Annotated in this window: 17 protein-coding genes and 3 pseudogenes; 11 read left to right on the top strand and 9 right to left on the bottom strand. The window is 72.3% G+C overall.

Annotated features, from left to right (window positions below; all coding sequences use genetic code 11):
* Positions 1 to 63: 63 nt before the first annotated feature.
* From E4N62_RS07915 to E4N62_RS07900, 4 genes and pseudogenes are all read right to left on the bottom strand, one after another.
* A complete protein-coding gene (locus E4N62_RS07915; protein ID WP_230213192.1) occupies positions 64 to 1,149 on the bottom strand; it encodes a LacI family DNA-binding transcriptional regulator in 1,086 nt (361 codons plus the stop codon).
* A gap of 369 nt (positions 1,150 to 1,518) precedes the next feature.
* The gene (locus E4N62_RS07910) at positions 1,519 to 3,933 is read right to left on the bottom strand and encodes a beta-galactosidase (RefSeq protein WP_230213190.1); all 2,415 of its coding nucleotides are present in this window, start codon (positions 3,931 to 3,933) and stop codon (positions 1,519 to 1,521) included.
* Entirely contained in the window at positions 3,933 to 5,711 is a 1,779-nt protein-coding gene (locus E4N62_RS07905) for a beta-galactosidase family protein (protein ID WP_230213188.1), read from the bottom strand. Before E4N62_RS07905 ends, E4N62_RS07910 begins: the two co-directional genes overlap by 1 nt.
* 53 nt (positions 5,712 to 5,764) lie before the next feature.
* Positions 5,765 to 6,954 (bottom strand): annotated as a pseudogene (locus E4N62_RS07900) (sugar MFS transporter).
* Positions 6,955 to 7,400: 446 nt separating this feature from the next.
* Here E4N62_RS07900 and E4N62_RS49310 point away from each other — a divergent pair.
* The 3 genes and pseudogenes from E4N62_RS49310 (at position 7,401) to E4N62_RS07885 (ending at position 9,906) form a co-directional block, all read left to right on the top strand.
* Positions 7,401 to 7,855: pseudogene (locus E4N62_RS49310) on the top strand (GNAT family N-acetyltransferase).
* 116 nt (positions 7,856 to 7,971) lie between these two features.
* Positions 7,972 to 8,284: pseudogene (locus tag E4N62_RS07890) on the top strand (alpha/beta fold hydrolase); the annotation flags it as partial.
* 188 nt (positions 8,285 to 8,472) lie between these two features.
* Positions 8,473 to 9,906 carry an NAD(P)/FAD-dependent oxidoreductase gene (locus E4N62_RS07885; RefSeq protein WP_230213185.1) on the top strand — a complete coding sequence of 478 codons (1,434 nt, stop codon included), beginning with the start codon at positions 8,473 to 8,475 and terminating at the stop codon, positions 9,904 to 9,906.
* Between the two features lie 149 nt (positions 9,907 to 10,055).
* Here the strand turns inward: E4N62_RS07885 and E4N62_RS07880 are convergent, their stop codons facing one another.
* The 5 genes from E4N62_RS07880 to E4N62_RS07860 form a co-directional block, all read right to left on the bottom strand.
* Positions 10,056 to 11,249 carry an MAB_1171c family putative transporter gene (locus E4N62_RS07880; RefSeq protein ID WP_230213183.1) on the bottom strand — a complete coding sequence of 398 codons (1,194 nt, stop codon included), beginning with the start codon at positions 11,247 to 11,249 and terminating at the stop codon, positions 10,056 to 10,058.
* A gap of 89 nt (positions 11,250 to 11,338) precedes the next feature.
* The gene (gene msrB, locus E4N62_RS07875) at positions 11,339 to 11,746 is read right to left on the bottom strand and encodes a peptide-methionine (R)-S-oxide reductase MsrB (RefSeq protein ID WP_184900575.1); all 408 of its coding nucleotides are present in this window, start codon (positions 11,744 to 11,746) and stop codon (positions 11,339 to 11,341) included.
* A gap of 13 nt (positions 11,747 to 11,759) precedes the next feature.
* Positions 11,760 to 13,145, bottom strand: coding sequence for a UDP-N-acetylmuramate--L-alanine ligase (murC, locus tag E4N62_RS07870; RefSeq protein ID WP_230213180.1), 1,386 nt, complete (start codon positions 13,143 to 13,145; stop codon positions 11,760 to 11,762).
* Between the two features lie 200 nt (positions 13,146 to 13,345).
* Positions 13,346 to 13,801 (bottom strand): indole-3-glycerol phosphate synthase, encoded by a 456-nt coding sequence (locus tag E4N62_RS07865; protein ID WP_230214061.1) that lies wholly within the window; start codon positions 13,799 to 13,801, stop codon positions 13,346 to 13,348.
* Between the two features lie 142 nt (positions 13,802 to 13,943).
* Positions 13,944 to 14,879 (bottom strand): pyrimidine reductase family protein, encoded by a 936-nt coding sequence (locus E4N62_RS07860; RefSeq protein WP_230213178.1) that lies wholly within the window; start codon positions 14,877 to 14,879, stop codon positions 13,944 to 13,946.
* Here E4N62_RS07860 and zapE point away from each other — a divergent pair.
* From zapE to E4N62_RS07815, 8 genes are all read left to right on the top strand, one after another.
* Positions 14,878 to 16,020, top strand: a complete 1,143-nt coding sequence (gene zapE / locus E4N62_RS07855; RefSeq protein WP_268269138.1) for a cell division protein ZapE — start codon at positions 14,878 to 14,880, stop codon at positions 16,018 to 16,020. The two genes, E4N62_RS07860 and zapE, sit on opposite strands and share 2 nt — an antisense overlap.
* 713 nt (positions 16,021 to 16,733) lie before the next feature.
* Positions 16,734 to 17,312 (top strand): carbonic anhydrase, encoded by a 579-nt coding sequence (locus E4N62_RS07845; RefSeq protein ID WP_230213161.1) that lies wholly within the window; start codon positions 16,734 to 16,736, stop codon positions 17,310 to 17,312.
* Positions 17,313 to 17,332: 20 nt separating this feature from the next.
* The gene (locus tag E4N62_RS07840) at positions 17,333 to 18,847 is read left to right on the top strand and encodes a SulP family inorganic anion transporter (protein ID WP_230213159.1); all 1,515 of its coding nucleotides are present in this window, start codon (positions 17,333 to 17,335) and stop codon (positions 18,845 to 18,847) included.
* A gap of 305 nt (positions 18,848 to 19,152) precedes the next feature.
* Positions 19,153 to 20,121: a slipin family protein gene (locus E4N62_RS07835; protein WP_230213157.1), complete on the top strand. Its 969-nt coding sequence runs from the start codon at positions 19,153 to 19,155 to the stop codon at positions 20,119 to 20,121.
* Positions 20,118 to 21,482, top strand: coding sequence for a PhoX family protein (locus E4N62_RS07830; protein ID WP_230214060.1), 1,365 nt, complete (start codon positions 20,118 to 20,120; stop codon positions 21,480 to 21,482). The genes E4N62_RS07835 and E4N62_RS07830 overlap by 4 nt, the downstream gene beginning before the upstream one ends.
* A gap of 379 nt (positions 21,483 to 21,861) precedes the next feature.
* Positions 21,862 to 22,683 (top strand): helix-turn-helix transcriptional regulator, encoded by an 822-nt coding sequence (locus tag E4N62_RS07825; RefSeq protein ID WP_230213154.1) that lies wholly within the window; start codon positions 21,862 to 21,864, stop codon positions 22,681 to 22,683.
* Positions 22,680 to 22,892, top strand: coding sequence for a DUF397 domain-containing protein (locus tag E4N62_RS07820; RefSeq protein WP_230213151.1), 213 nt, complete (start codon positions 22,680 to 22,682; stop codon positions 22,890 to 22,892). The genes E4N62_RS07825 and E4N62_RS07820 overlap by 4 nt, the downstream gene beginning before the upstream one ends.
* Positions 22,893 to 22,931: 39 nt before the next feature.
* Positions 22,932 to 23,801: a polysaccharide deacetylase family protein gene (locus E4N62_RS07815; RefSeq protein WP_230213149.1), complete on the top strand. Its 870-nt coding sequence runs from the start codon at positions 22,932 to 22,934 to the stop codon at positions 23,799 to 23,801.
* Positions 23,802 to 23,806: the final 5 nt, after the last annotated feature.

Below are 23,806 nucleotides of genomic sequence, written 5' to 3'. Positions count from 1 at the left end.
AGCCCCCACCGAACCCGCGGTCGCCCGAAACCCCACCATGGCAGCCCCGTGGGCGCCCGGAACCTACCCCGCCGTCCCCGTACTGTCACGAACGATCAGCTCGACCGGAATCACCGGTTCCCTCTCCAACCCCTCCCCCACGTCCTCCGGATCGTCCAACTGCGCCAGCAGCAGCCGCAGCGCCCGCCTGCCGATCTCGGAGAAGTCCGTACGGATCGTCGTCAGCGGCGGCGACAGGTGCGCCGCCTCCGGGATGTCGTCGTAGCCGACCACGCTCACGTCGTCCGGCACCCGGCGTCCCGCCTCGTGCAGGGCGCGCAGCAGACCCAGCGCCATCTGGTCGTTGGAGACGAACACGGCCGTGACGTCCGGGCGGGCCGCGAGGCTCCGGCCCAGCACGTAGCCGGAGTCGGCGCTCCAGTCCCCGACCAGGGGCTCGTGGACGCGTGCGCCGGCGTCCCGCAGGGTCTCGCGCCAGCTCGCGGCGCGTCGGTCGGCGGACGTCCAGCCGGTGGGGCCCGCGATGTGCCAGACGGTGCGGTGGCCGAGGTCCAGCAGATGCCGGGTCGCCAGCCGGGCGCCCGCCGTGAAGTCCGAGGAGACCACGGGGGTGCCGTCGCCGAGGCCGTTGTCCAGCATCACCAGCGGGGTGTCCGGGCGGGCCCGCGCGAGCGCGGTGGCGACGGGCCGCTGGGGGGCGATGACGATGATCCCGTCCGCGCCCTCGGCCGACAGCCGGTCCACCGCCTGCACGACGGTGTCCCGGTCGGCCGTGTCGAGGGCGATGGAGCTGACGAGGTACCCCGCCCTCTGGGCGGCCGTGTTGATCGCGGTCAGGGTGGAGGCGGGGCCGAAGCGGGCCGCGTCGAAGGAGATCACGCCGAGCATTCGGGTGCGGCCGCTGGCCAGTGAACGGGCACTGCGGCTGGGGCGGTAGCCGAGCGTCCGCATGGCCTCCAGCACGGCCTCGCGGGTCTCCGCCCGGACCGCCGGGTTGTCGTTGAGGACGCGGGAGACGGTCTGTTTGGAGACACCGGCGAGACGGGCGACGTCGTCCATCACCGGGCGGGAGCCGGCGAAGTTACGGCGGCTGCGGCGGGCTCCGCCGGGGCCTCCGGCCGCACCGCCGTCCGTGGTGCCTGGTGGCATGCGGCTGCTTCCTTTCGACGGGGGTGGGGGTTGGGCGGGGTGGGGTGGGGTGGGGTGGGGTGGGGTGGGGTGGGGTTTGGGGCCACAGGATAGGTCCGAGGGTTTCGCCCCGCCGCCCCTACCCGTCCCATCCTCAAGGGGCTGCGCCCCCATGACCCCCTGTGCGGGTCCGGTGGGGGCTGGTCGCGCAGTTCCCCGCGCCCCTGAAGGGCCTTCGGCCCTTCGTCAAGAAGCACGGGGCGCAGCCCCTGCTTTTGAGGGGCGCGGGGAACTGCGCGAGAAGCCCCACCGGGCGGACGTCGGGGTCGAAGGGCGCAGCCCCTGAGGATGGGACGGGTAGGGGCGGCGGGGGCGAGGGGAGCCGTGGGGTCAGCCCGGCCGGAGGGGCCAGGTTCGGACCGTCGTGTACTCCGCCCGCAGGACCTCCGCCGGAATCGGCGAAGCACCCGCCCGGCCGGGCACATACACCGGCGCCCCGCCCGCCAGCGGCAGCACCCGCAGCCGCAACACCCCCGCGGGCAACCGATCGAGACCGATCTCCCAGACCCGCCCCGAGAAGAACTGGTCGGCGACAAGACGCTCCCCCGCGTACGCCCGCGCCACATCACCGGTCCAGTGCAGCCGAAGGAGGGCGCCGGGCCGCGGATCGTCCGGCAGGACGACCTCGTACTCGGCGGCCACCGTGTCGAAATACTCGTCGGCCGGCACGCTCGCCCGCCCCAGCACACCCGTCGTGACCGGAGGTGCCTCACCGGGAGGGCGGACCAGCGTGACGGGCAGCGCACCGTCCGACCCACCGGAGCCGCGTCGCCCGTCCTCCTCCTCCGCCGCCGCCACCACCAGCGTGTAGCGGACGAACACCCCCTCCACCGCCTCCTTCACCGTCGCCCCGGTCATCACCGGCGCCCGCTCCGGTGCGGGCAGGACGGCGAACGACGGCTCCCCGGCCGCGGAGTGGAGGCGTACCTCGTCCGCGTGGGCGTCGAAGACCACACCGCCGTCAGCCGGCAGGACCAGCCGCTCGGCACCCCAGGCGGGCCCCCGGTAGGCGGTGCGGGCCGTCGCCGCGTCCAGGACCAGCAGGCCGACCCGGCGGCCGTCGGCGGTGTCGACCTCCACCAGCGCGTCCGTGCCGGGGCGCAGCCCCGTCACCAGGGCCCGGTCGCCCGCGGTCGTGACCTCGGCGCCCGGCGGCGCGGCCACGGTCGTCACGGTGCGCAGGTCCAGGGCGAGTTCGGGGGCGATGCCGTCGGTCGCGGCCAGGACCAGGATCGTACGGCCGCGGCCGTCGTCGACCGTGCAGACGGGTTGCGCGGTGGCCCAGTCGAGCCGCAGCCCAGCCACCTCCAGCCGCAACGGCCAGCAGAAATAGGCTCCTTGGGGGATGGTGACGGGTGCGCTCGGCAGCGACAGCACCTCACCGTCCCCGGGGAACTCCACCTCGAAGGACGTGTCCGGGTGGTCCGGCAGCGGCTCGTGCGGCTGGTGGTTGTTGACGAAGAGGAAGCCGGAGCGGTCGTCGGCGCGGACCGCCCAGCGCAGTGTCCCCCGGTCGTCCTGGCCCACGGGGAGCGACTCGGGCAGGACGGACTCCATGGGGGCGATCAGCGCGCCGAAGTCCGCCAGCATCAGGTGCTGGAGGCGGAGTTCGTCGTAGGAGGGGCGGTACTGGCCGTACTCGCCGAGGGGGGCCTGGAAGTCGTAGCTGAGGCGGGGGAGGTCGTTGGGGTAGCCGGTGACGTGGGATTCCTGAAGGGGGGTGAGGTCGCCCGGCGGGTTGGTGCCGCCGTGGAACATGTAGTAGCCCTGCCAGACCGAGCCGCAGCCGATCTTGGTGAGGCCGAGGGCGCCGACGTCGGCGGCCTCGACACGCGGACGACGGTGGTACGCCACCGCCATGCCGCCGCCCAACTCGCAGGTGGCCCAGGGGAATCGATCCGTCGGCACCTCCGGGTCGCCGCCCCGCGCCGTCGTCGGGCGCAGGTCCGCGCCGATGCCCTCGTCGTCCCGCTGGTGGGTGAAGAAGAAGTGCTTGCGGCAGGTGTCGGGCCAGCCGCCGTCCGCCTCGGTCCAGAAGGCCTCGGGATAGCCGCCGTAGAGGGGGACGAGTTCGTCCGGCGGCAGCCGCACCCCGCCCCAGGCGGTCGACGTCCACAGGGGTGCCGCCAGACCGGCCTCCTGGGCCATGCGTTTCAGGGTGAGCAGATGGTCCGGCTGGTCGTACAGCTCGTTCTCGATCTGGATCGCGACGATCGGGCCGCCGTCGGCCCGGCCCAGGCCGCGGAGCTGCTCGGCGACGGCCGCGTACCAGGTGCGGACGGGGGCGAGGTAGGCAGGATCGTCGGTGCGCGGGGAGTCCGTGCGGGCCAGCACCCAGTCGGGCAGGCCTCCGTCGCGTACCTCGGCGTGCACCCACGGGCCGATACGGGGGACGAAGTCCAGGCCGTGGCGGGCGCAGAGTTCGGCGAAGCGGCGCAGGTCACGGTCGCCGTCGAAGCGGACGCGGCCCTCGCGCTCCTCGTGGTGGATCCAGATGACGTACGCGGCGACGACCGTCACCCCGCCCGCCTTCATCTTCAGCAGTTCCTCCTCCCACTCCCCCGCCGGGTAGCGCGAGTAGTGGAACTCGCCGGAGACGGGGAACCAGGGGCGGCCGCCCCGCGTGAGCACCCGGCTGCCGACCTCGATGGGGTCGGGCACGCCGGGCGCGTCGGCGAAGGGCAGGTGGCCCCGCCGCGAGGGGGCGCCGCTCCCTCGGAGGCGCACGCGGTGCGGCCGCGTCATCAGGGCTTCACCGGGCCCAGGTCGGGCGTGTCCGTGAACTCCGCTCGTGTGCTGGTCGTGGCGTTGAGCTCCAGCAGGACCAGGTCGTTGCTGCCCGGGCGCAGGACCGGGCCGGGGACGTACAGGGTGCGCTGGGGGCCCCGGTTCCAGTAGCGGCCGAGGTGGAAGCCGTTGATCCAGGCCTGGCCCTTGGTCCAGCCGGGCAGCGACAGGAAGGTGTCGGCGGGGGTGTCGACGTCGAAGGTGCCGTGGTGGAAGGCGGGGACGGTGACCGGGGTCGCGTCGGCGGCCGCGAAGGGGACCGTGGACAGGTCGGCCAGCGGGAGGCGGTAGGTGTCCCAGCCGAGCAGGGCGGTGCCGTTGAAGGTGACCGGGCCGAGGAGTCCCTTGGCGGCGCCGATGCGGGGGCCGTAGTTGACGCCGCCCATGTTCTCGACCAGCACGTCGAGCGTGGCGCCGGGGCGCGGGACGCGCAGCGGCAGCGTCTCGTCGTGGCGTTCGCGTTCCAGTACGCCGACGGGGGCGCCGTCCACGAAGACCTGGGCACGGTCGCCGACCCCGCCGGCGAAGTGCAGCAGGCCGTCGCCCGCCTCGGGGAGCGTGGTGCGGTACAGGGCGTAACCGGAGCGCTGGCCGAACTCCTCCATGGTGAGCGGGTGTTCGCTGCGCGCCACGGCGGCGCCCGCGAGGGTGGTCGCGTACGGCAGCAGGGGTGCCCGGCGGTCCAGCTCCACGGTGAGGCCGGAGAGTCTGGGCGCGGGTGCCGGGACCGGCTCGTCCGGGACCGGCGCGTGGCGGGAGATCACCTCGCGGAAGGCGTGGTACTTGCGGCCCGGGTCGCCGGACTCGGTGAGGGCGGCGTCGTAGTCGTAGGAGGTGACGATCGGGGCGTAGCACTGGTCGTGGTTGGCGCCGTTGGTGAAGCCGAAGTTGGTGCCGCCGTGGAACATGTAGATGTTGACGGAGGCCCCGGCGGCCAGCAGCTTGTCGAGGTCGGCGGCGGCGCTCTCCGCGTCCCGCACGTGGTGCTCCTCGCCCCAGTGGTCGAACCAGCCGATCCAGAACTCCGAGCACATCAGCGGCCCTTCGGGCATGTGGGCCCGCAGCGCCTTGAGGTTCTCGTCGATCCTGCCGCCGAAGGTGGCGGTGGACAGGACGCCGGGCAGGCTCCCGGCGGCCAGGTGGTGGGCGGAGCCCGCCTGGTCACACGTGAACAGCAGTTCCTCGACCCCGCGCGACCGCAGCGCCTGGTGCACGTGCTTGAGGTAGGCGGTGTCGTCGCCGTACGCCCCGTACTCGTTCTCGACCTGGACGGCGATGACCGGGCCGCCGTTCGCGGCCATGTACGGCAGCAGCGGGGGCAGCAGGATGTCGAGGTAGCGGTCGAGGGCGTCGGTGAAGCGGGGGTCGCTGGAGCGCAGCCGGATGTCGGTGTCCGAGGTGAGCCACGAGGGCAGACCGCCGCCGTCCCACTCGGCGCAGATGTACGGGCCGGGGCGCAGCAGGACGTGCAGGCCCTCCTCGCGGGCGAGCCGCAGATAACGGGGCAGGTCCAGCAGGCCGTCCAGGACGAGGGCACTGTCGGGGTCGGGCTGGTGGAGGTTCCAGGGGACGTACGTCTCCACGGTGTTGAGGCCCATCAGGCGGGCCTTGCGCAGCCGGTCCGCCCACAGGTCGGGGTGGATGCGGAAGTAGTGCATCGCGCCGGAGATGATCCGGAACGGTTCACCGTCGAGGAGGAAACCGTCGGACGACGTGGTCAGAGCGGGCGAGCGCAAGGCTGTTTCCCTTCGGCTGGGACGTACGGGCAGGATGGTGGGAAGCGACTGGGCTACGGCGAACCGGAGCTGGAGCGGGTGGCCCGGATGAGCCAGAGGGTGGCCGCCAGGCACACGGCCGAGACCGCGCCGAGCAGCAGGGGGACCGCGCGGACGCCGGACCACTCGATGGCCTTGCCGAGCGCCGGGCCCGCCGCCACTCCGCCGATCATGGAGGCCGCGATGACGAGCGCTCCGGCCCGGCGGGCGCGGGGTGCGGCAGCGTTCAGCCAGGGCAGGCCGGTGGGGAAGATCGGCGCGATGAACAGGCCGACGCCGGCGTAGGCGTAGGGGGCGAGTGAGGGCACCGAGGCCAGCAGCAGGCAGACCGTCATACCGGCGCAGGAGACGGTGATGATCGTCTGCGGGGAGTGGCGCAGGGCGATGGGGGCGACCAGGAAACGGCCGACCGTCAGCATCAGCCAGTACACGGAGGTGGCGGTCGCGGCGGCCCCGGCGCCGTATCCGACCGTCTCCAGGTGGGTGGGTTCCCAGCCGCCGACGCCCGCCTCGATGCCGACGTGCAGGACGTAGAGGGTGACGAACACCGCGAGCACCGAGCCGAGGCTGCGGCCGAGCACCGAGCCGCCCGCCACCGTGCCGGAGCGCGGGCCGCGGCGGGTGCGGCGGTCGTGGCGGGTGCGGCGGAGGCGGGCGGGGGCACCTGGTCGCGTACGCCCCGCAGGCAGAGCAGGAGGGGCAGGTTGGCGGCGGCGAAGGCGAGGAAGAGCGCCGGGTAGTGCTCGGCGCCGACGGCGGCGATCAGGGCGGGGCCGAGGACCGCGCCGATGCCGAAGTGGGCGTTGAGGATGTTCAGCATGGCGGTCGAACGGTGGCCGAAGCCGACGGCGAAGAGCTGGTTGAGGCCGTAGTCGATGCCGCCGAACCCGAGTCCGGCGAGCAGGGCGGCCACCAGTCCGGCGGGCCAGTTCGGGGCGAGTGCGAAGCCCGCCGCGCCGAGGGCCATCAGCAGGTAGGAGGCGCCGAGGATCCGGCGGTTGCCCATGCGGCCGAAGAGCCGGTCGAAGAGCAGCACGCCGACGACACCGCCGACGAAGTGGGCGCTCAGCCCCAGCCCGGCAGCCGACGGCGACAGGTCGTGGGCGTCGCGGAAGGCGGGGATGGCGGGGCCGTACAGCGCCTGCAGCGCGCCGATGAGGACGAAGCCGACACAGGACGCGACCACGGCGGCAGAGCTGAACACCCTCGTCTCCGGGGCCGGTCGGATGTACTTCACCTCTCGCGCGGTCGGTGTGTCGGGCACGCGGGACTCCGCCTCTCCGTGACTGGGCCACTGGCAGTGTTACCGGTAACATCACCGACGTCAAGATTGCCCGCGAGGCTGGATGACGAGCGGTGCGGGCGCGTCGGGAGGGGCCTGAGGGAGGCCGGTGGGTAGCTGGGCGGGCGAGACCTGGGGACGCCGGTGGGGGTGGCGAGGCCGACGCGGCCGACGGAAACGTGTCCGGTGACGACGCCCCCGGCGCCGACCGACTGACCGCGAACGCGTCCGGCGCCGACGCATCCGCCGAGAGCACGCCCAGCGCCGACGCACCCGCCGAGAACGCGTCCGGCGCCGACGCGCTCCCCGGGAATCCGGACCGGCATGTGCGGCCTCGCAACGGTGGCGACCTGGGGGACTGTGTCCGTGTGCTCGCGGAGGTCCACGCTCGCGACGGCTATCCGGTGAACTGGCCCGAACGACCCGACGAGTGGCTGTCGCCGCCCTCGCTCGTCGCCTCCTGGGTGGTGGAACAGGGCGGCCGGATCGCCGGTCACGTCGGTCTGTCCCGGAGCGACGCGGGCGATGCCGCGCCAGGGCTGGGGAGTGCCCGGACGGGGACGGGAGCCGACCGGATCGCCGTGATCAGCCGCCTCTTCGTCGCGCCGTCGGCCCGTGGCCAGGGCTCGGGGCGACTCTCCTCACCCGCGCGGCCTCCGAGGCGCGGGAGCGCGGACTGCACCCGGTGCTCGACGTGGTGGCGTCCGACACCGCGACGGCGGCCCTGTACGAACGGCTCGGCCGGCGACTGCTGGCCACGGTCGAACAGCGGTGGGGCCCGGACCAGACGGTGGCCGTCCGCTGTTACGCGGCGGCACCCTGATCGCGCCCTCGTCCCTCCGCTCCCCCGCTCCCGTCGGCCCGGAGCGGAGGGGCGGGCGCGCCCGGGAGCGGGTGCCGGGCGCGCCCTGCGGTGGGGCCGGTCAGCAGATCGTCTGGGCGCCCGAGGCCTTCCCGGGTATCTTCGCCGCCGACGTCCCGGCCGAGGTCACCGAGATCCTCGCGGTCTCCCAACGCCCGCTCTCGACCTCGGTGTTCACCGAGACGGCCGCCACCGCCGCCTGGCGGACCAAGCCGTCCTGGGCCGTCGTCGCCGACGCGGACGAGGCCATCAACCCCGACGTGAGCGCTTCGGCGCCAAGCGCGCCGGCGCCACCGTCACCGAACTGGAGGCGCCTCGCACGCCGTGGCGGTCTCCCGCCCCAAGGAGGTCGCGGCGGTGATCCGCGCGGCGGTACGCGCCACCGCCTGACGAGCGGAAGAGCCAGGCCCGCAGAACGAGGGCCCGCCCACGGGCACCCGCGGGCGGGCCCTGCCGCACATCAACTCCCCTTGTGCGGGGCACGGTTGGACTGATCTTCTAGGGTCCGCAGCGCCACGGACGCCCGCTGGGGGCTTTCGTCGAGTGCGGGCAGGCACAGTCGAGCGCAGGGGGACCCCATGCCGCGTACCGCGGTCGTCATCGGGGCGAGCATGGGCGGCATGCTCGCCGCCGCGGCTCTGGCCCGGTCCGTCGACGAGGTGATCGTGCTGGAGCGCGACGAGCTTCCGGACGAACCCCGACCGCGCAGAGGGCTTCCGCAGGGTCGCCACGCCCACCTCCTCCTGCCCAGCGGCCGTGACGCCATCGACGAACTCGTGCCGGGCGGCAAGGTCCGCGAACGGCTGCTGGCGGCGGGCGCCCGGGAGCGCGGTCTCACCTCCGGCCTGGTCACCCTGGGCCCGCAGGGCTGGTACCGCCGCTCCCGCCACCACGACACCCACCCCCTGCTCATCGCCGGCCGCGACCTGATCGACCGGACCGTACGGGAGGCCGTTCTCGCGAGCACCGCCCGCGTCAGCGTGCGGCGCGCCTCGGCCACCGGCCTCCTCGGCACCGCCGAGCGCGTCACCGGCGTCCGGTTCACGGCCGGGGGAGAGCGGGGCGAGGGCGCGCGGGCGGGCGCGCCCGAGGAGCGTCTGCGCGCGGACCTGGTCGTCGACGCGAGCGGACGCGGCACCCGTGTCGAGCACTGGCTCGCGGACCTCGGCATCACGGGCATCCGCAAGGACGTGGTCGACTCCGGGCTCGTCTACGCGACCCGCCTCTACCGCACCCCCGTCGCCGCGGCGGACTTCCCCCCGGCGCAGGTGACGGCGGACCCGACGGGCGGCCGGCCCGGCCGGTCGGGACTTCTCCTGCCGATCGAGGGCGACCGCTGGCTGGTCAGCCTCGCCGGCACGCGGGGCGGCGAACCCACCGCCGCACCGCAGGACTTCGTCCCCTTCGCCCTGGGCCTGCGCCACCCCCTCGTGGGCCGGCTGATCGCGGGCGCCGAACCCCTGACCGACGTGACCCTCAGCCGCAGCACCCGCAACGAACGCCGCTACCTCGAGAAGTCCGAGCGGTGGCCCGAGGGGCTGGTGGCACTCGGGGACGCCGTCGCCACCTACAACCCGGTCTACGGGCAGGGCATGTCGGTGGCCGCGCTGGGCGCGCGCGAGCTGCGCCGGGAGCTGGACCGGACCGGTGTCGGGGCCGCCGGTCTGGCCCGGCGGGTACAGCGGGCCGCCGCGAAGGTGGTGAACGCGGCGTGGACCATGTCGGTCGGCCAGGACCAGTGGTTCCCGGGGGTGCGGGGCAAGTCCCCCACGCTCGCCGACCGTCTGCTGTCCGCCTACACCGGCCGCATGACGCGCGTGGCCACCGGCTCGTACCGGGTCTCGGCGGCGATGTGCAGAGTGACCACCCTCCAGGCGGACGCCCTCCACCTGCTCCACCCCACCCTCCTGCTGTCCACGGCCCTGGGTCCGCTCGTCCCCCCGCTGTCGGGCCCTCCGCTCACCCCAGAAGAACGGAGCATCCTGGACAACCTCAACAGACGCGCCCCTTGAGCGGCGCGGGGCTGTATCGACATGCGGCTCCGCCGCGTGGGCGCGAGAAGCCCCTCCGGCCCGCAGCCGAAGAACAGTTCTCTACCAGCCCTTCGCTCCGCGCGTACCGCCCCTCCACAACCCCGCCCGCACCGCCCGAGACATCCGGATCAACGCCGACTGCCCGGTGTCCAGCCCCTGCCCCCGGCCATCGAACCCGCACCCGCACTCGCCCCCGCAGGCCCCACGTGCCCCCAGCGATCCCCACGAGCACCTCCAGAGCGGCGAAATCCAAGCCCCCTGTATGCCTCCCTGCCGCGGCCCCCGACCCGCTCCCGCGTCCCCGACATCACGGCCACGGCCACCATCGCCGCGTCCCCGATGGCCTCCGCCTCACCCGCACTGGAGCCGAGGGACAGCGCCTGCCGGTAGGCCCGCTCACGGACCGCCTCGTCGAAGTGGACGGACACGTCCCGCAGTCCGTCCCGTATGGCCGTCGTCCGGTGCGTCAGCCGCAGTTCGACGTCGCCGAGGGAACGCCAGGACAGCAGCACGTTCCGTCCGATGCGGCCGGCGCTCCCGGAGCCGACGAGCCGGAACAGCGGCCCGAGCCGCAGGAAGGCGACCAGGCTGTCGACGCGCGGTCCGAGCAGCGGCAGGACATAGCCGACCGAGGTGAGGACCGCGCCCACGGTGACCAGCATCGGCGCGAGCCGCGTGCTCAGCGGGTCCCAGTGCTGCCCGGTCCAGCGGCCCACGACGGCCACCATCTTGAGCACGCCGTACGCGCTGGTGCACAGCCACCCGACGGCCAGCACGGCCAGAGCCCGTCGTGTCCAGCCGCTGAGCTGGAAGGTCCAGCGCCAGCACAGGAACGTGGTGGTGAGGGCGGCCACCAGATGGGCCACCAGATAGAGGACGATCATCTCGCGGATGAACGGCGTGTCCGCGTAGTACGTGTCGAAGTCGGCGAGGCGCTCGACGGGCGCGTCCCCGACGACGAAGAGCGCCGTCTGCGCCGCGATGACCACGTCGTAGGCGAGCAGCCACCGGCGGGAGACCCGTCGCAGCCGGGCGGGGTCGTCGGCACCGCGCCAGTGCACGATCAGTACGAGGGACGCGGCGGAGAAGGCGTTCACCGCGCCGTAGGCGAGGCAGGCGGCGGCGTTGGGAACGCCGACGACACGGTTGACGAAGCCGACGGTGGGCGGGGCGCCGAGGGCGAAGCAGAACCCGGCCAGGAAGATCACGGCGCAGAGCGCGCGTTTCATCGGATCTCGCCGGTCGCGCCACAGGCCGGGCATCTGGGCGGCGAAGCCGGTCCACAGGGTGGCGGCCGCCAGAAAGTACACCAGTCCGTTCACGGCAGGCCCCCCGGCTCGGTCCGAGAGACCTCTCGTGTCAACACCCTTCACACAGTAGTCACGTAGTCAACCCCGGCTCCCGCCGACGATCAGCTCTCGTCGGCGGTCAGCCTCAGCGAGATGCTGTTGATGCAGTACCGCTGGTCGGTGGGGGTGGCGTACCCCTCGCCCTCGAAGACGTGCCCGAGGTGCGACCCGCACCGGGCGCACCGCACCTCCGTGCGCACCATCCCGTGCGACCGGTCCTGCAGCAGCTCCACCGCGTCGCTGTCCTTCGGGTCGTAGAAGGACGGCCAGCCGCAGTGCGACTCGAACTTCGTGTCGGAGGTGAAGAGTTCGGCACCGCAGGCGCGACAGGAGTAGACGCCCTTGGTCTTGGTGTCGGTGTACTCACCGACGAACGCGGGCTCCGTGCCGGCCTGCCGCAGCACGGCGTACTCGGCCGGCGTCAACTCCGCACGCCACTGCTCGTCCGGCTTCTCGACGTCGTACGACATGCACCTCAGCCCCTCAGCTCGAAAGACGGTCCAGGATCCGCGGGCCCAGGTCCGTCACATCACCCGCGCCCATGGTGAGAACGAGATCACCGGGCCTCGCCATTCCCGCGATCGCGGCGGGCACCTCGGCCTTGTCGTGCAGGGCGGTGACGTTCGCGCCCGCGGTCCGGGCCGCGTCGATGATCAGCTCGCTGGTGACCCCCGGGATCGGGTCCTCGCGGGCCGGGTAGATGTCGAGGACGACCGACGCGTCCGCGAGCGCCAGGGACTGCCCCATCTCGGTACCCAGTTCCTGGGTGCGGGAGAACAGGTGCGGCTGGAAGACGACCAGGATCCGCGCGTCCCCGGCGGCGGCCCGCATGGCCTCCAGGTCGGCGGTCATCTCGGTCGGGTGGTGCGCGTAGGAGTCGATGACCTGTACGCCCCGCGCCTCGCCCTTCAGCTGCAGGCGCCGCTTCACGCCGGTGTACGCCGCCAGCGCGGGCGCCAGCGCGTCCGCCGGTACACCGAGCGCGACACCGGCCGCGAGCGCGGCGACGGCGTTGTGGGCGTAGTGCCGCCCGGGCACGGACACCGTGAAGACGATCTCCTGCCCGTCGAGCAGAACGGTGACCTCGCTCTTCAGCCCCTGCGCCACGACCGACAGAACGCGTACGTCCGCGTCCTCGCGCTCGCCGTAGGTCACCGTGCGCACCCCGGACAGCCGGGAGGTCAGTTCCCGCGCGCCCTCGTGGTCGGCGGAGATCACCAGTGTGCCCCCGGGCACGATCTTCCCGGCGAACGTCTCGAAGGACTCGTAGATCTCGTCCATGGACGCGTAGTTGGCGTGGTGGTCGAGCTCCGCGTTGAGGACGATCGCCACCTCGGGCGCGTACTTGTGGAAGCTCCGGTCGCTCTCGTCGGCCTCGGCGACGAAGATCTCCCCGTCGCCGTGCAGGGCGTTCGACCCGGGTACGTCGAGGTCGCCGCCGATGGCGTACGACGGCCGCAGCCCCAGCTCACCGAGCGACACGGCCAGCATGGACGTCGTCGTGGTCTTGCCGTGCGTCCCGGCGACGGCGATCGGCCGCAGCCCGTCCATCAGCCGGGCGAGCGCGTCCGACCGGTGGACGACGGGGATCCCGAGCTCGGCGGCGCGGGCCAGCTCGGGATTGTCGGCCCGGATCGCCGAGGACACGACCACGCAGGTCGCGTCGTCCGCGAGATGCTCCGCCGCGTGCCCGATGTGCACGGTGGCCCCCAGCGCCCGCAACGCCTGAGCCGTCTCCGACTCCTTGGCATCACTCCCGGCAACCTTCGCCCCTCGCTGCGCGAGGATCTTCGCGATCCCCGACATCCCGGCCCCACCGATCCCGATGAAGTGCGGTCGTTCCATGGCGCTGGGAAGGCCGGGTGCCATGCGTGTTCTCCAGGTGACGTACGAAGCCGACGGACGCCCCCAGCCTATTGCCTGCTGTACGGAGGCCCGTACAGCAGCCGCCCACGGACCGCGTCCCTGGCTGGCGGCGCAGCCGCCGTCCAGGGGCGCGGGGAACTGCGCGACCAGCCACGACGCACGCGCACCGACAGAACACGGCAACCCCTACGGCACCCCCGGCCTCACACCCGCGCATGGGAGAACAACTTCAACACCGGCACCCCCACCTTGTGCCGAGCCCGCGAGGCCCAGTCCCGGTGAAAGAACTCCTCCACGTAATGCGGATCGGTCAGCACCAACACCTCATCGGCCGAAACCTCCTCCACCAGCGACTTCAACGCGTCCAGCGGATGATCCTCGATCAACCGCCCCTCCGCCGTGCTCCCGGCCCCCCGCAGTGCCTGCAAGGACACCTCCAGAGCCCGTTCCCCGGCGTCCATCGCCTGCTCCCCCTCCGGCATCTCCCCCTCCCGCGCCGCCTCGTCCAGCTCACCGAGGGCGAGGTCGTCGATGGCCCGCAGCAACCGGTCGGCCTGATTTCCGCGCGGCTGGAGCAGCACGTGGAAGGAGGCCCGCTCGTCGCCGTGCAGGGTCGTGACGAACTCGACGTCCGCGGACGTCAGAGCCTTCTCGATCATCAATACGCTCGTGAACGACACCACAGGCGCCCTTCTCCTCGGAGGGCCCCGCGGGCCCTCACTCCTCAGAGTTCTAGTGTGCCCGGCGAAAGCTAAACGGAACGGTAGATTCCGCCCGCTTTCACGTACGACCGACCCGCGTTCATGTACGACGGTAACGACCGAACAGGAACCCGGACTCCTCCAGCAGCGACACCAGGGCGAAGCGCTTGGGCACCGCCACCGAGGGTCCCCCGGCGATCCGTTGCGCGTCCCCGGCCGTGAGCATCGGCGACACCGTCAGACAGAGCTCGTCGAGGACGTCGGCGGCGACGAGCTGACCCAGGACGCGCGGGCCGCCCTCGGTGAGCAGCCGGGTCAGCCCCAGGTCGGCGAGGGCGCGTACGGCACGGGCCGGGTCGACGCCCATCCCGTCTCCGGCGACCACCACCCGGACCCCCGCCTTCTCGGCGGTGGCGACCCGGTCCGGGGCCGCGGCGGCACCGGTGAGCAGCAGCGTGGGCGTCAGCGGCGAGGTGAACAGCGGCAGCGAGAAGTCCAGGTCAAGGCTCGCGCTCACCACGGCGACGGCGGGCGCGGCCGTCTGTCCGGCCGCCCGGCGCGCCTCGGCGAACGCCTCCCGCGCGCGTGCCGGACGGTACCCCTCCTGCCGTACCGTTTCCGCGCCGACGATCACCACGTCCGCGAGCCCTCGCAGCGTGCCGAAGATCCGCATGTCGGCCTCGCTGGAGATCGGCTGCGAGCGCCCGTCGTGCTGGGCGGCGCCGTCGAGGGTGGACACCATGTTGGCGCGCAGCCAGGGCTCCCGCCCGCCGGGCGCGGGCTCGGGGTAGGCGTACGCGGCCGCCAGTTCGTCGAGGCTCCACTCCCGCTCGACAACGTTCGACGCCCCTTCCGCCGCCGCCCCGTCCGCCGGTGCCCCGGCCGCCGAGGGCCGGCCGTCCCGCGCGCCCGGCGTCCGGGCGCCCGCCGGGCCCTCACCGCCGTCCGCCGTCGGCACCTCGGCCGCCATCGCCCCACCGGTCGCTTCCGGTGTCCGGGCCGCTGTCTCTTCGGTCACAGGGAACAGGCGTCGCATGTCGTGCAGTCTGGCACGACCCTTAGACTCGGTAACCGTGTCGTCGTCCTCAGCCACCGTGTCCGGATTCGGTTCGATACCCGAAGCGGCTCCCGCGTCCCTGTGCACCCGCGAGCCCCATGTCCCCGCGGACCGGCTCGTCGCCGAGATGGTGCCGCCGCCCCGCTTCGACTCGGTGCGCTTCGACACCTACCTCCCGGACCCGAACCAGCCCAGCCAGACCGAGGCCGTCCGTGTCCTGAGCGGTTTCGCGGCGGGACTCGGGGGCGCGCACGCGACCGGTGCCGGCCGACGCGGCTTCTTCGGCTTCGGCAAGGCGAAGGCCAAGGTCCCGGCGGGCCCCCGCGGCGTCTATCTGGACGGCGGATACGGCGTCGGCAAGACGCACCTGCTCGCCTCCCTCTGGCACGCCACCCCGGCCGAGCCCTCCCTCAAGGCCTTCGGCACGTTCGTGGAGCTGACGAACCTGGTCGGCGCCCTCGGTTTCCAGAAGACGGTCCAGACCCTCTCCGGGCACCGCCTCCTGTGCATCGACGAGTTCGAGCTGGACGACCCGGGCGACACCGTCCTGGTGTCGACCCTGCTCGGCAAGCTGGTCGACGCGGGCGTGGCGCTGGCCGCCACCTCGAACACACTGCCGGGCAAGCTCGGTGAGGGCCGGTTCGCGTCGGTCGACTTCCTGCGCGAGATCCAGGGCCTGTCGGCCCACTTCCGCTCCCTGCGCATCGACGGCGAGGACTACCGCCACCGCGGTCTGCCCGAGGCCCCGGCCCCGTACTCCGACGAGGAGGTCACCAAGGCGGCGTACGCCACCGAGGGCGCCTCGCTCGACGACTTCCCGCACCTGCTGGACCACCTCGCGCGCGTCCACCCCAGCCGGTACGGCGCCCTGACGGACGGTCTGAAGGCGGTCTGTCTGACGGACGTCGAGCCGGTGCCGGACCAGTCCACGGCGCTGCGGCTGGTGGTGCTCGCCGACCGGCTGTACGACCGCGAGGTACCCGTGCTCGCGTCCGGGCTGCCCTTCGACCGGCTGTTCAGCGAGGAGATGCTGAACGGCGGCTACCGCAAGAAGTACTTCCGCGCCATCTCCCGCCTCACCGCCCTCGCGCGCGACGCCGAGCGACTCGTGAAGCACTGAGCACACCACCACCGGCCGTAGCCCGACCCAGCGGAACTCCACCAGGTCAAGGGCTGGTTCCAGCCAACCCGCCCTCGCTTTTCAGGCTCTCTTCAGCTCGCAACGTTAAGTTAACCCTGCAAACAACTTTGCAGGGTTAACGTGTTTCTTGACCAGCGGTTGACCATCGGTTGACCAAGTCGAGCAAGTGTCGACGCGTGGGAGACACCCGGAACTGCCAGCGAGGAGGCTCATATTGCGAGGTACGACGACCCGGACCGTCCTTTCGGCCCTAGCCGCCGTCCTGCTCACCCTGGCGTTCTTCGCTCCCACCACATCCTTCGCAGCCGCGCACACGCTTGGTCACGCCAAGGCCAAAGCCGAGCCCGGAAACACCCCCACCGCGAAGCCGTTGCGTGACACCGCGGCCACCCACCGCACATGCGCACCCTCACAGGACCCGACCGGTCCGCATCGCACACGCGACCGGCATCGCCTCATCACCCACACCGTTCCCGAAACGCCCGCGCGTCCGCCGCTGGGGGAGAACCCGGCGGCCGCGAGCGCACCCGAACGGCCCTCGGCCCCGCACCACCGGGCGTCGAGACCCCTCACGGCCCACACCCCGGCCGCTCTCCAGGTCCTCCGCTGCTGAGCCGCGGAGCGCCTGTTCCCCCCACTCTGTCGTGCAAGCCCGACGCGCCACGAGGCGCGCCAGGAGGAGTCACCCCATCATGCAGCCCCTCATCGACAACGCCCGTACGTTCGGACAGCGCCCTGAGGAGTTCGCCAGGCTGGCCGAAGGCCAGTCCCCCGAGGTCCTGTTCATCACCTGCTCCGACTCGCGGGTCGTCCCGGCCCTGATCACGGGCGCCCGCCCCGGCGAGCTCTTCGAACTGCGGACCGCCGGCAACATCGTCCCCCCGTACACCGCCGACCGCCCCACCGGTGAGACGGCCACCATCGAGTACGCCGTGGAGGTCCTCGGCGTCACCGACATCGTGGTCTGCGGACACTCGCACTGCGGCGCCGTGGGCGCCCTGGTGCGCGGCGACGACCTGGACGCCGTACCGGCCGTACGCGACTGGCTGACCAGCGCCACCCCCCGCCCGGCAGGGGCGGTCGAGGACCCGACGGTCGCCGACGGCGTGCAGAACCACGTCCTCAGCCAGCTGCTGCGCCTGCGCTCCTACCCGTGCGTGGAGAAGCGCCTCGCGGACGGCCGGCTGCGGTTGCGCGGCTGGTACTACGAGGTCCACACGGGTGCCGTGCGCGAACACCGCGTGGACTCCGACAAGTTCGAGACCCTGTGACCGGCGGCCAGGTGTCCGAGATGAACTCCCGGACCTCTCCCCCGTCCCCGTCCTCCAGGTTTCCCCATCTGCGGCAGGACTTCGGCGCCTCGCTCGTCGTGTTCCTGGTCGCCCTCCCGCTGTGCGTCGGCGTCGCCGTCGCCTCCGGGGTACCGGCCGAACTCGGCCTGGTCACCGGCATCGTGGGCGGCATCGTCGCCGGCATGCTGCCCGGCAGCAGCCTCCAGGTCTCCGGCCCCGCCGCCGGTCTGACCGTGCTGGTCTTCGAGGCGGTCCGCCAGTTCGGGCTGCCCGCCCTCGGCGTGATCGTGCTCGCCGCCGGTCTGCTCCAACTCGCCATGGGCGCGCTGAAGCTGGGCCGTTGGTTCCGTGCCATATCCGTCTCCGTCGTCGAGGGCATGCTCGCCGGCATCGGCCTGGTGATCATCGCCGGCCAGCTCTACGCGGCGGCCGGCCTGAAGGCCCCCGCCTCCGGCATCGACAAGATCGCGGGCCTGCCCGGCGCCTTCGTCGACGCCGTCGGCAGCACCACCGCGCTCGCCTCGCTGGCGGTCGGCGCGGGCACCATCGCCGTGATGGTGCTGTGGAAGCGCCTGCCGAAGAGGGTCCAGCTCGTCCCCGGCGCGCTCGCCGCGGTCCTGCTGGCCACCGGCGCCAGTCTGGCCTTCAGCCTGCCGGTGGCGAACGTCGAGGTGAAGGGCCTGCTGGACGTGATCCAGCCGCCCGGCCCGGACGCCTTCGGCCGGCTTGCCGACGTGGCCCTGCTCGGCACGATCCTCGCTTTCACCCTCATCGCCTCCGCCGAGAGCCTGTTCAGCGCGGCGGCCGTGGACCGGATGCACGACGGTCCGCGCACCGAGTACGACAAGGAGCTGATCGCCCAGGGCGCCGGCAACACCGTGTGCGGGCTGCTGGGCGCGCTGCCGATGACGGCGGTGATCGTGCGCAGCTCCGCCAACCTCCAGGCGGGTGCGAAGACGAAGGCGTCCCGCGTCCTGCACGGCGTCTGGCTGCTGCTCTTCGTGGCCGCGCTGCCGGGGGCGCTCGCGCTGATCCCGCTGCCGGCCCTGGCCGGCATCCTCGTCCACGCGGGCTGGAAGCTGATCCCCTTCCGGGGGGTCGTCTCCCTGTGGCGCGGCCACCGGGGCGAGGCGCTGATCCTGGTCGCCACGGCCGTGGCGATCGTCGCGGTCAACATGTTCGAGGGCGTGCTGATCGGTCTGGCCCTGTCCGTGGCCAAGACCGCCTGGGAGGCCTCTCACATCAAGCTGGAGGTCATAGACAAGGGCGCCGGCCCGGTCCAGGCCTACCTCTCCGGCAACGCGACCTTCCTCCGCCTGCCGAAGATACTGGACGACCTGGAGTCCCTCCCACAGGACCGCCCGGTGGAACTCCACCTCACCGGCCTCCACCACCTGGACCACGCCTGCCGCACCGCCCTGGAGAACTGGGCGGCCCGCCACAGCGCGACGGGCACGGAACCGGTACGCATGACAGTCCCGGAACCGGAAAAGACCACGTCAGCCACACCCTGACCCAGCCAGCCCCCGGTGCCCCGGCCTTCAGGCCGGGGCACCGACTCGTCCCACACCCCCTTTCCACGACGCCGTGGCTCGCCTTTTCTGCGGGCAATCGTGCCGCTGGGGCGGCACGGGTGGGCGCAGGCGGCACCCTGTTAGCGTCGGCAAGCGCCTCCCACCCCGGCCCGACCCCAGCGCCGGAGCACTTCCACCCCGCCCCGCCCCGCTCCCGCTCCCGCTCCCGGCCGACAGTCGCCCCACCCCCGCCTCCGACATATCGTGGTATTCGCACACACACCGGACGACTCAAGGGGGTCGTCATGGTCGAGACGCTGCTCATCACCGCCGCGGCGATCGGCTCCGCCGCGGTCGTCTACGTCGCCGCCGCGGCCCGAGTCGTCAAGCAGTACGAACGAGGCGTGGTCTTCCGCCTGGGCCGACTGCGCGGCACCCCCAGAACACCCGGCTTCACCATGGTCGTCCCGGGCCTCGACCACATCCGCAAGGTCAACATGCAGATCGTGACGATGCCGGTCCCGGCCCAGGAGGGCATCACCCGCGACAACGTCACCGTCCGTGTCGACGCGGTCGTCTACTTCAAGGTCGTCGACCCGGCGAACGCGGTCGTACAGGTCGAGGACTACCGCTTCGCCGTCTCCCAGATGGCCCAGACCTCCCTGCGCTCCATCATCGGCAAGAGCGACCTCGACGACCTCCTCTCCAACCGCGAGAAGCTCAACCAGGGCCTGGAACTGATGATCGACAGTCCCGCCGTGGAGTGGGGCGTCACCATCGACCGCGTCGAGATCAAGGACGTCTCCCTCCCCGACACCATGAAGCGCTCCATGGCCCGCCAGGCCGAGGCCGACCGGGAACGCCGCGCCCGCATCATCAACGCGGACGCGGAACTGCAGGCGTCGAGAAAGCTGGCCGAGGCGGCGAAGGAGATGGCCGACACCCCCTCCGCCCTCCAACTCCGCCTGCTGCAGACGGTGGTGGCGGTGGCCGCCGAGAAGAACTCCACCCTGGTCCTGCCCTTCCCCGTGGAACTCCTCCGCTTCCTGGAACGCTCCCAGGCGGGCCCCTCGCCGGACCCCCGCCCTCGCGCCCTCAGACCCCTCCCCCACCTCCCTCCGCCCCACCTTTCCCACCCCCTCCGACCGAGTGACACGAAGGACGACTCCGCGCTCGACCTCTACGCGCGTGGTTCACGTGGCGCTGACCACGTGATACACACAGGCGGGTCACATCCTGTCCGCCAGCAGGAAGGTTGTCCCCCGTGTCAGTGACCCGCCGTCAGGCCCTCGCCCGCTCGGGCGCCGGTATCGCAGGCATCGCGTTCACCGGAGCCCTCTCCGAGCTCTTCGTGGGCACGGCCACCGCGCAGAGCACCCTCGGCCACTCCGGCTACGGCCCCCTGATCCCCGACCCGAACGGCCTGCTCGACCTGCCGAAAGGTTTCCGCTATCGGGTCCTCTCCCGTGAGGGCGACCCCCTCAGGTCGGGCGAGGGCCCGGTGCCCAGCAACCACGACGGCATGTCCGCCTTCCCCGGCAGACACGGCCGTGTCCACCTCGTCCGCAACCACGAGAACCGCCACAACGGCCGTATCCCGGTCCCCACGATCCAGGGCCTCACCTACGACCCGGCGGCCAAGGGCGGCTGTACGTCCCTCACGCTCGACGCCCGGGGCAAGGTGCTCTCGGAACAGGTCTCCATCGCCGGCACCGCGGTCAACTGCGCGGGCGGGCCCACCCCTTGGGGCACCTGGCTGACCTGCGAGGAGAACGAGGACAAGGCCGGCACCAACGGCTACACCAAGGACCACGGCTTCATCTTCGAGGTCGACGCGGCCGATCCGCGGCGCTCGGGAGCCGTGCCCCTCACCGCGATGGGCCGCTTCCAGCACGAGGCGATCGCGGTGGACCCGAAGCGGGGAGTCGTCTACGAGACGGAGGACGCCTTCGAGCGCCCCTTCGGCCTCTTCTACCGCTTCCTCCCCGACAAGCCCAAGGGGGGCCTCGGTTCACTGCGCGCGGGTGGCCGACTGCAGGCGATGCGCGTCCCGGGCGTACCCGACCTCTCCCCCATCCAGGAGCCCGGCGCCTGCTTCGACGGCATCGAATGGGTCGACGTCCCCGACCCCCTGGCCGCCCACACCGCCATCCGCCACCAGGACTTCGGCCCCAAGGGCATCACTCACGCGCAGAAACTGGAAGGCTGCTACTGGGGCGGGCGCTGCGTCTACTTCGTCTCCTCCTTCGCCCGCAGCTCGGACGGCTCGGCCGCCGACCACTACGGCCAGATCTGGCGCTACGACCCCGACCACCGCACCCTCACCCTGGTCATCGCCTTCGGCCCCGACACCGACCTCCAGCTCCCCGGCGAATCCCCCGACAACATCTGCCTCGCCCCCTCCGGCGGCCTCATGGTCTGCGAGGACGGCAACGGCGCCCAGCACGTCTACGGCGTCACGCGCCGCGGCGAGGTCTACGCCATGGCCCGCAACGCCCAGAACATCGGCACCCCCGAAGAACCGGAATGGGGCGAGTTCGCGGGCGTCACCTTCTCCCCCGACGGCGACACGATGTACGTCAACTGCTACACCCCGGGCACGACCTTCGCGGTCACGGGGCCGTGGCGTCGCTGACGACTCCAACAACACGGACCGGGAGCAGCAGGCGGCTGTCAGTCGTCTGCTGCCGTACTTCCGGAACGCCCCTCTCCGAAGGCTGCCGCCTGCTCGGCGTGCTGCCTGCCCCGGGCGCCGTGCGGATCGCCGTCCGCGCCGGTGACGGCGAGGACGGCATCACCTCCCTCTACGCGAGATTCCCCACGACGTCGTGGCCCCTGCGTACATCCCCGGCATCCAGCCCTCGTGGACCTCGCCGACTGGTAGACGGTGGCGCACGGCGAACATGTACGGCACCGGGCCGTACACGCCTGTTCGATGGACAGTACGCGTAACCGTTCGTGACTCTGGGTGAGTTGATCGTGGGGAGATCCGACTCATCTGGAGGTGGCCGAACATGGGTGTCGACTGGGAGCCGGACCCGTCCGACAGCCTGAAGACGTTCGGGGCGTTCGTGCAGGCGCTGCGCGAGCATCACGGCTTCACGCGGGAGCAGTTCGCTCCGCTGGTGAGCTTCAGCGTGCACACGGTCGCCTCCATCGAACTGGGCAGGCGGATGGCGGATGAGGTGTTCGTGCAGCGGGCGGATCGTGTGCTGGGCAACACGGGCGCGTTGCTGAGGGCGGCGAAGCATGTCTCGCGACAACCGGGGCTGGCGTCGTGGTTCCGCCGCTGGGCCCAGTTGGAGCGGCACGCGGTGAGCCTATGCACGTACGAGTGCCGTCTCGTCCCGGGCTTGTTGCAGCCGGAGTCGTACGTGCGGGCGCTGTGCGACGAGGATGTACCGCCGTTGCCCGACGACGAGTTGGAGGCCCGCGTCACAGCGCGCATGGCGCGGCAGACACTGTTTCGCGACGAGCCCAGGACCACGTTCGACTTCGTCGTCGAGGAGGCCGTGCTCATGCGTCGCCTCGGCGGCACGGACGTCTGTGCCGAACTGCTCGACCACCTGCTGGCGGCAAGCGCGTTGCGCAACGTCACCCTTCAGATCATGCCTGCGCGCACCGAGCACCACGCCTGTCTGGCCGGCCCCATCCGCCTTCTCGAAACCCCTGACGCACAGCGGTACGCGTACTCCGAGGGTCAGGAGAGCGGGCGCCTGATCACCGACAGGAAGGAGGTGGCCAAGCTCTCCCTGCGCTATGCCAGACTGCGTTCGCAGGCCCTCTCCCCGCAGGACTCCGTGGGCCTGTTGAAGAGAATGCGAGGAGAGCTATGAGCACCGCTGAACCGCACTGGACCAAGAGCAGCTACAGCAGCGCCCAGGGCGACGACTGCGTGGAAGTCGCCCCCCTCCCCTCCGCCGTCCGCGTCCGGGACTCCACGCGGCCCGCGGGCCCCGCGCTGACCCTCTCCGCCGCCGCCTGGGCCCCCTTCATCGCCCAGGCGGGTGACTTCGGTGCGGACTCCCCCGCGTTGGGCAGTTAAACCGACTGTCCGCTGACCCCATCGCCGTACTTTCGTGCGGTGATCAGTCCCGTACGTAGCATCACCGCGCTCTACGCACTCGGCGTGCTCGGTGCCGCCCTCGCCGCCTGCGGCACCCCGCACGCCTCGACGCGCATCGTCAACGCCACCGCCAGCCCCTCGGCGGCGACGGCGTCCCGGCCGCCGACGCTCGCGCCGGGTCCGGCAGGGCTGACGCCGGTGTTCGAGCACGGTCTGCGCAGCCGAACCGACAAGACAGTTGCGCTCACCTTCGACGCGGACATGACCGCGGATCAGGGCGAGCGGGCCGCCGCGGGCGAACGGTTCGACAATCCGGAGCTGATCGCCGCGCTGCGTCAGCTGAAGGTCCCGGCCACGCTGTTCATGACGGGGCGGTGGGTCGAGGAGTACCCGATCCAGGCGCGGTCCATCGGGCGGGACCCCCTGTTCGAGGTCGCGAACCACTCGTACAGCCATCACGCCTTCACGGAGAACTGCTACGGCCTGCCGACCATGGCACCCGCGCGCATGCGGGCGGACCTGGAGCGGGCGTACCGGGTGTTCCGTGAGGCCGGGGTCCGGGATCCGATGCCCTACTTCCGGTTCCCCGGCGGCTGCTACGACAGCCGCGCGCTGCGCAGGCTCAGCGCGTCCGGCGTGACGGCGGTGCAGTGGGACGTGGCGAGCGGCGACGCGTTCGCGACGGACGCGGACGAGGTGGTGCGGGAGGTGCTGGACCGGGTGCGGCCGGGGTCCGTCGTGGTCATGCACTGCACGCGCAGTGCCGCGCCGGTCACGGAGCGGGCCGTACGGAAGATCGTGCCGGCGCTGCGGGAGCGCGGATTCCGGTTCGTGAAGGTGTCGGAGCTGGTGGGGACGACGGCGGCGAAGGCGGTGGCGGCGCCCTGAGCGGG

Source organism: Streptomyces sp. MNU76 (genome assembly GCF_020982545.1).
In the GTDB taxonomy this organism is placed as follows: domain Bacteria; phylum Actinomycetota; class Actinomycetes; order Streptomycetales; family Streptomycetaceae; genus Streptomyces.
The sequence above is the reverse complement of the archived record's forward strand: the minus strand, read 5'-3'. Positions and strand labels throughout refer to the sequence as shown.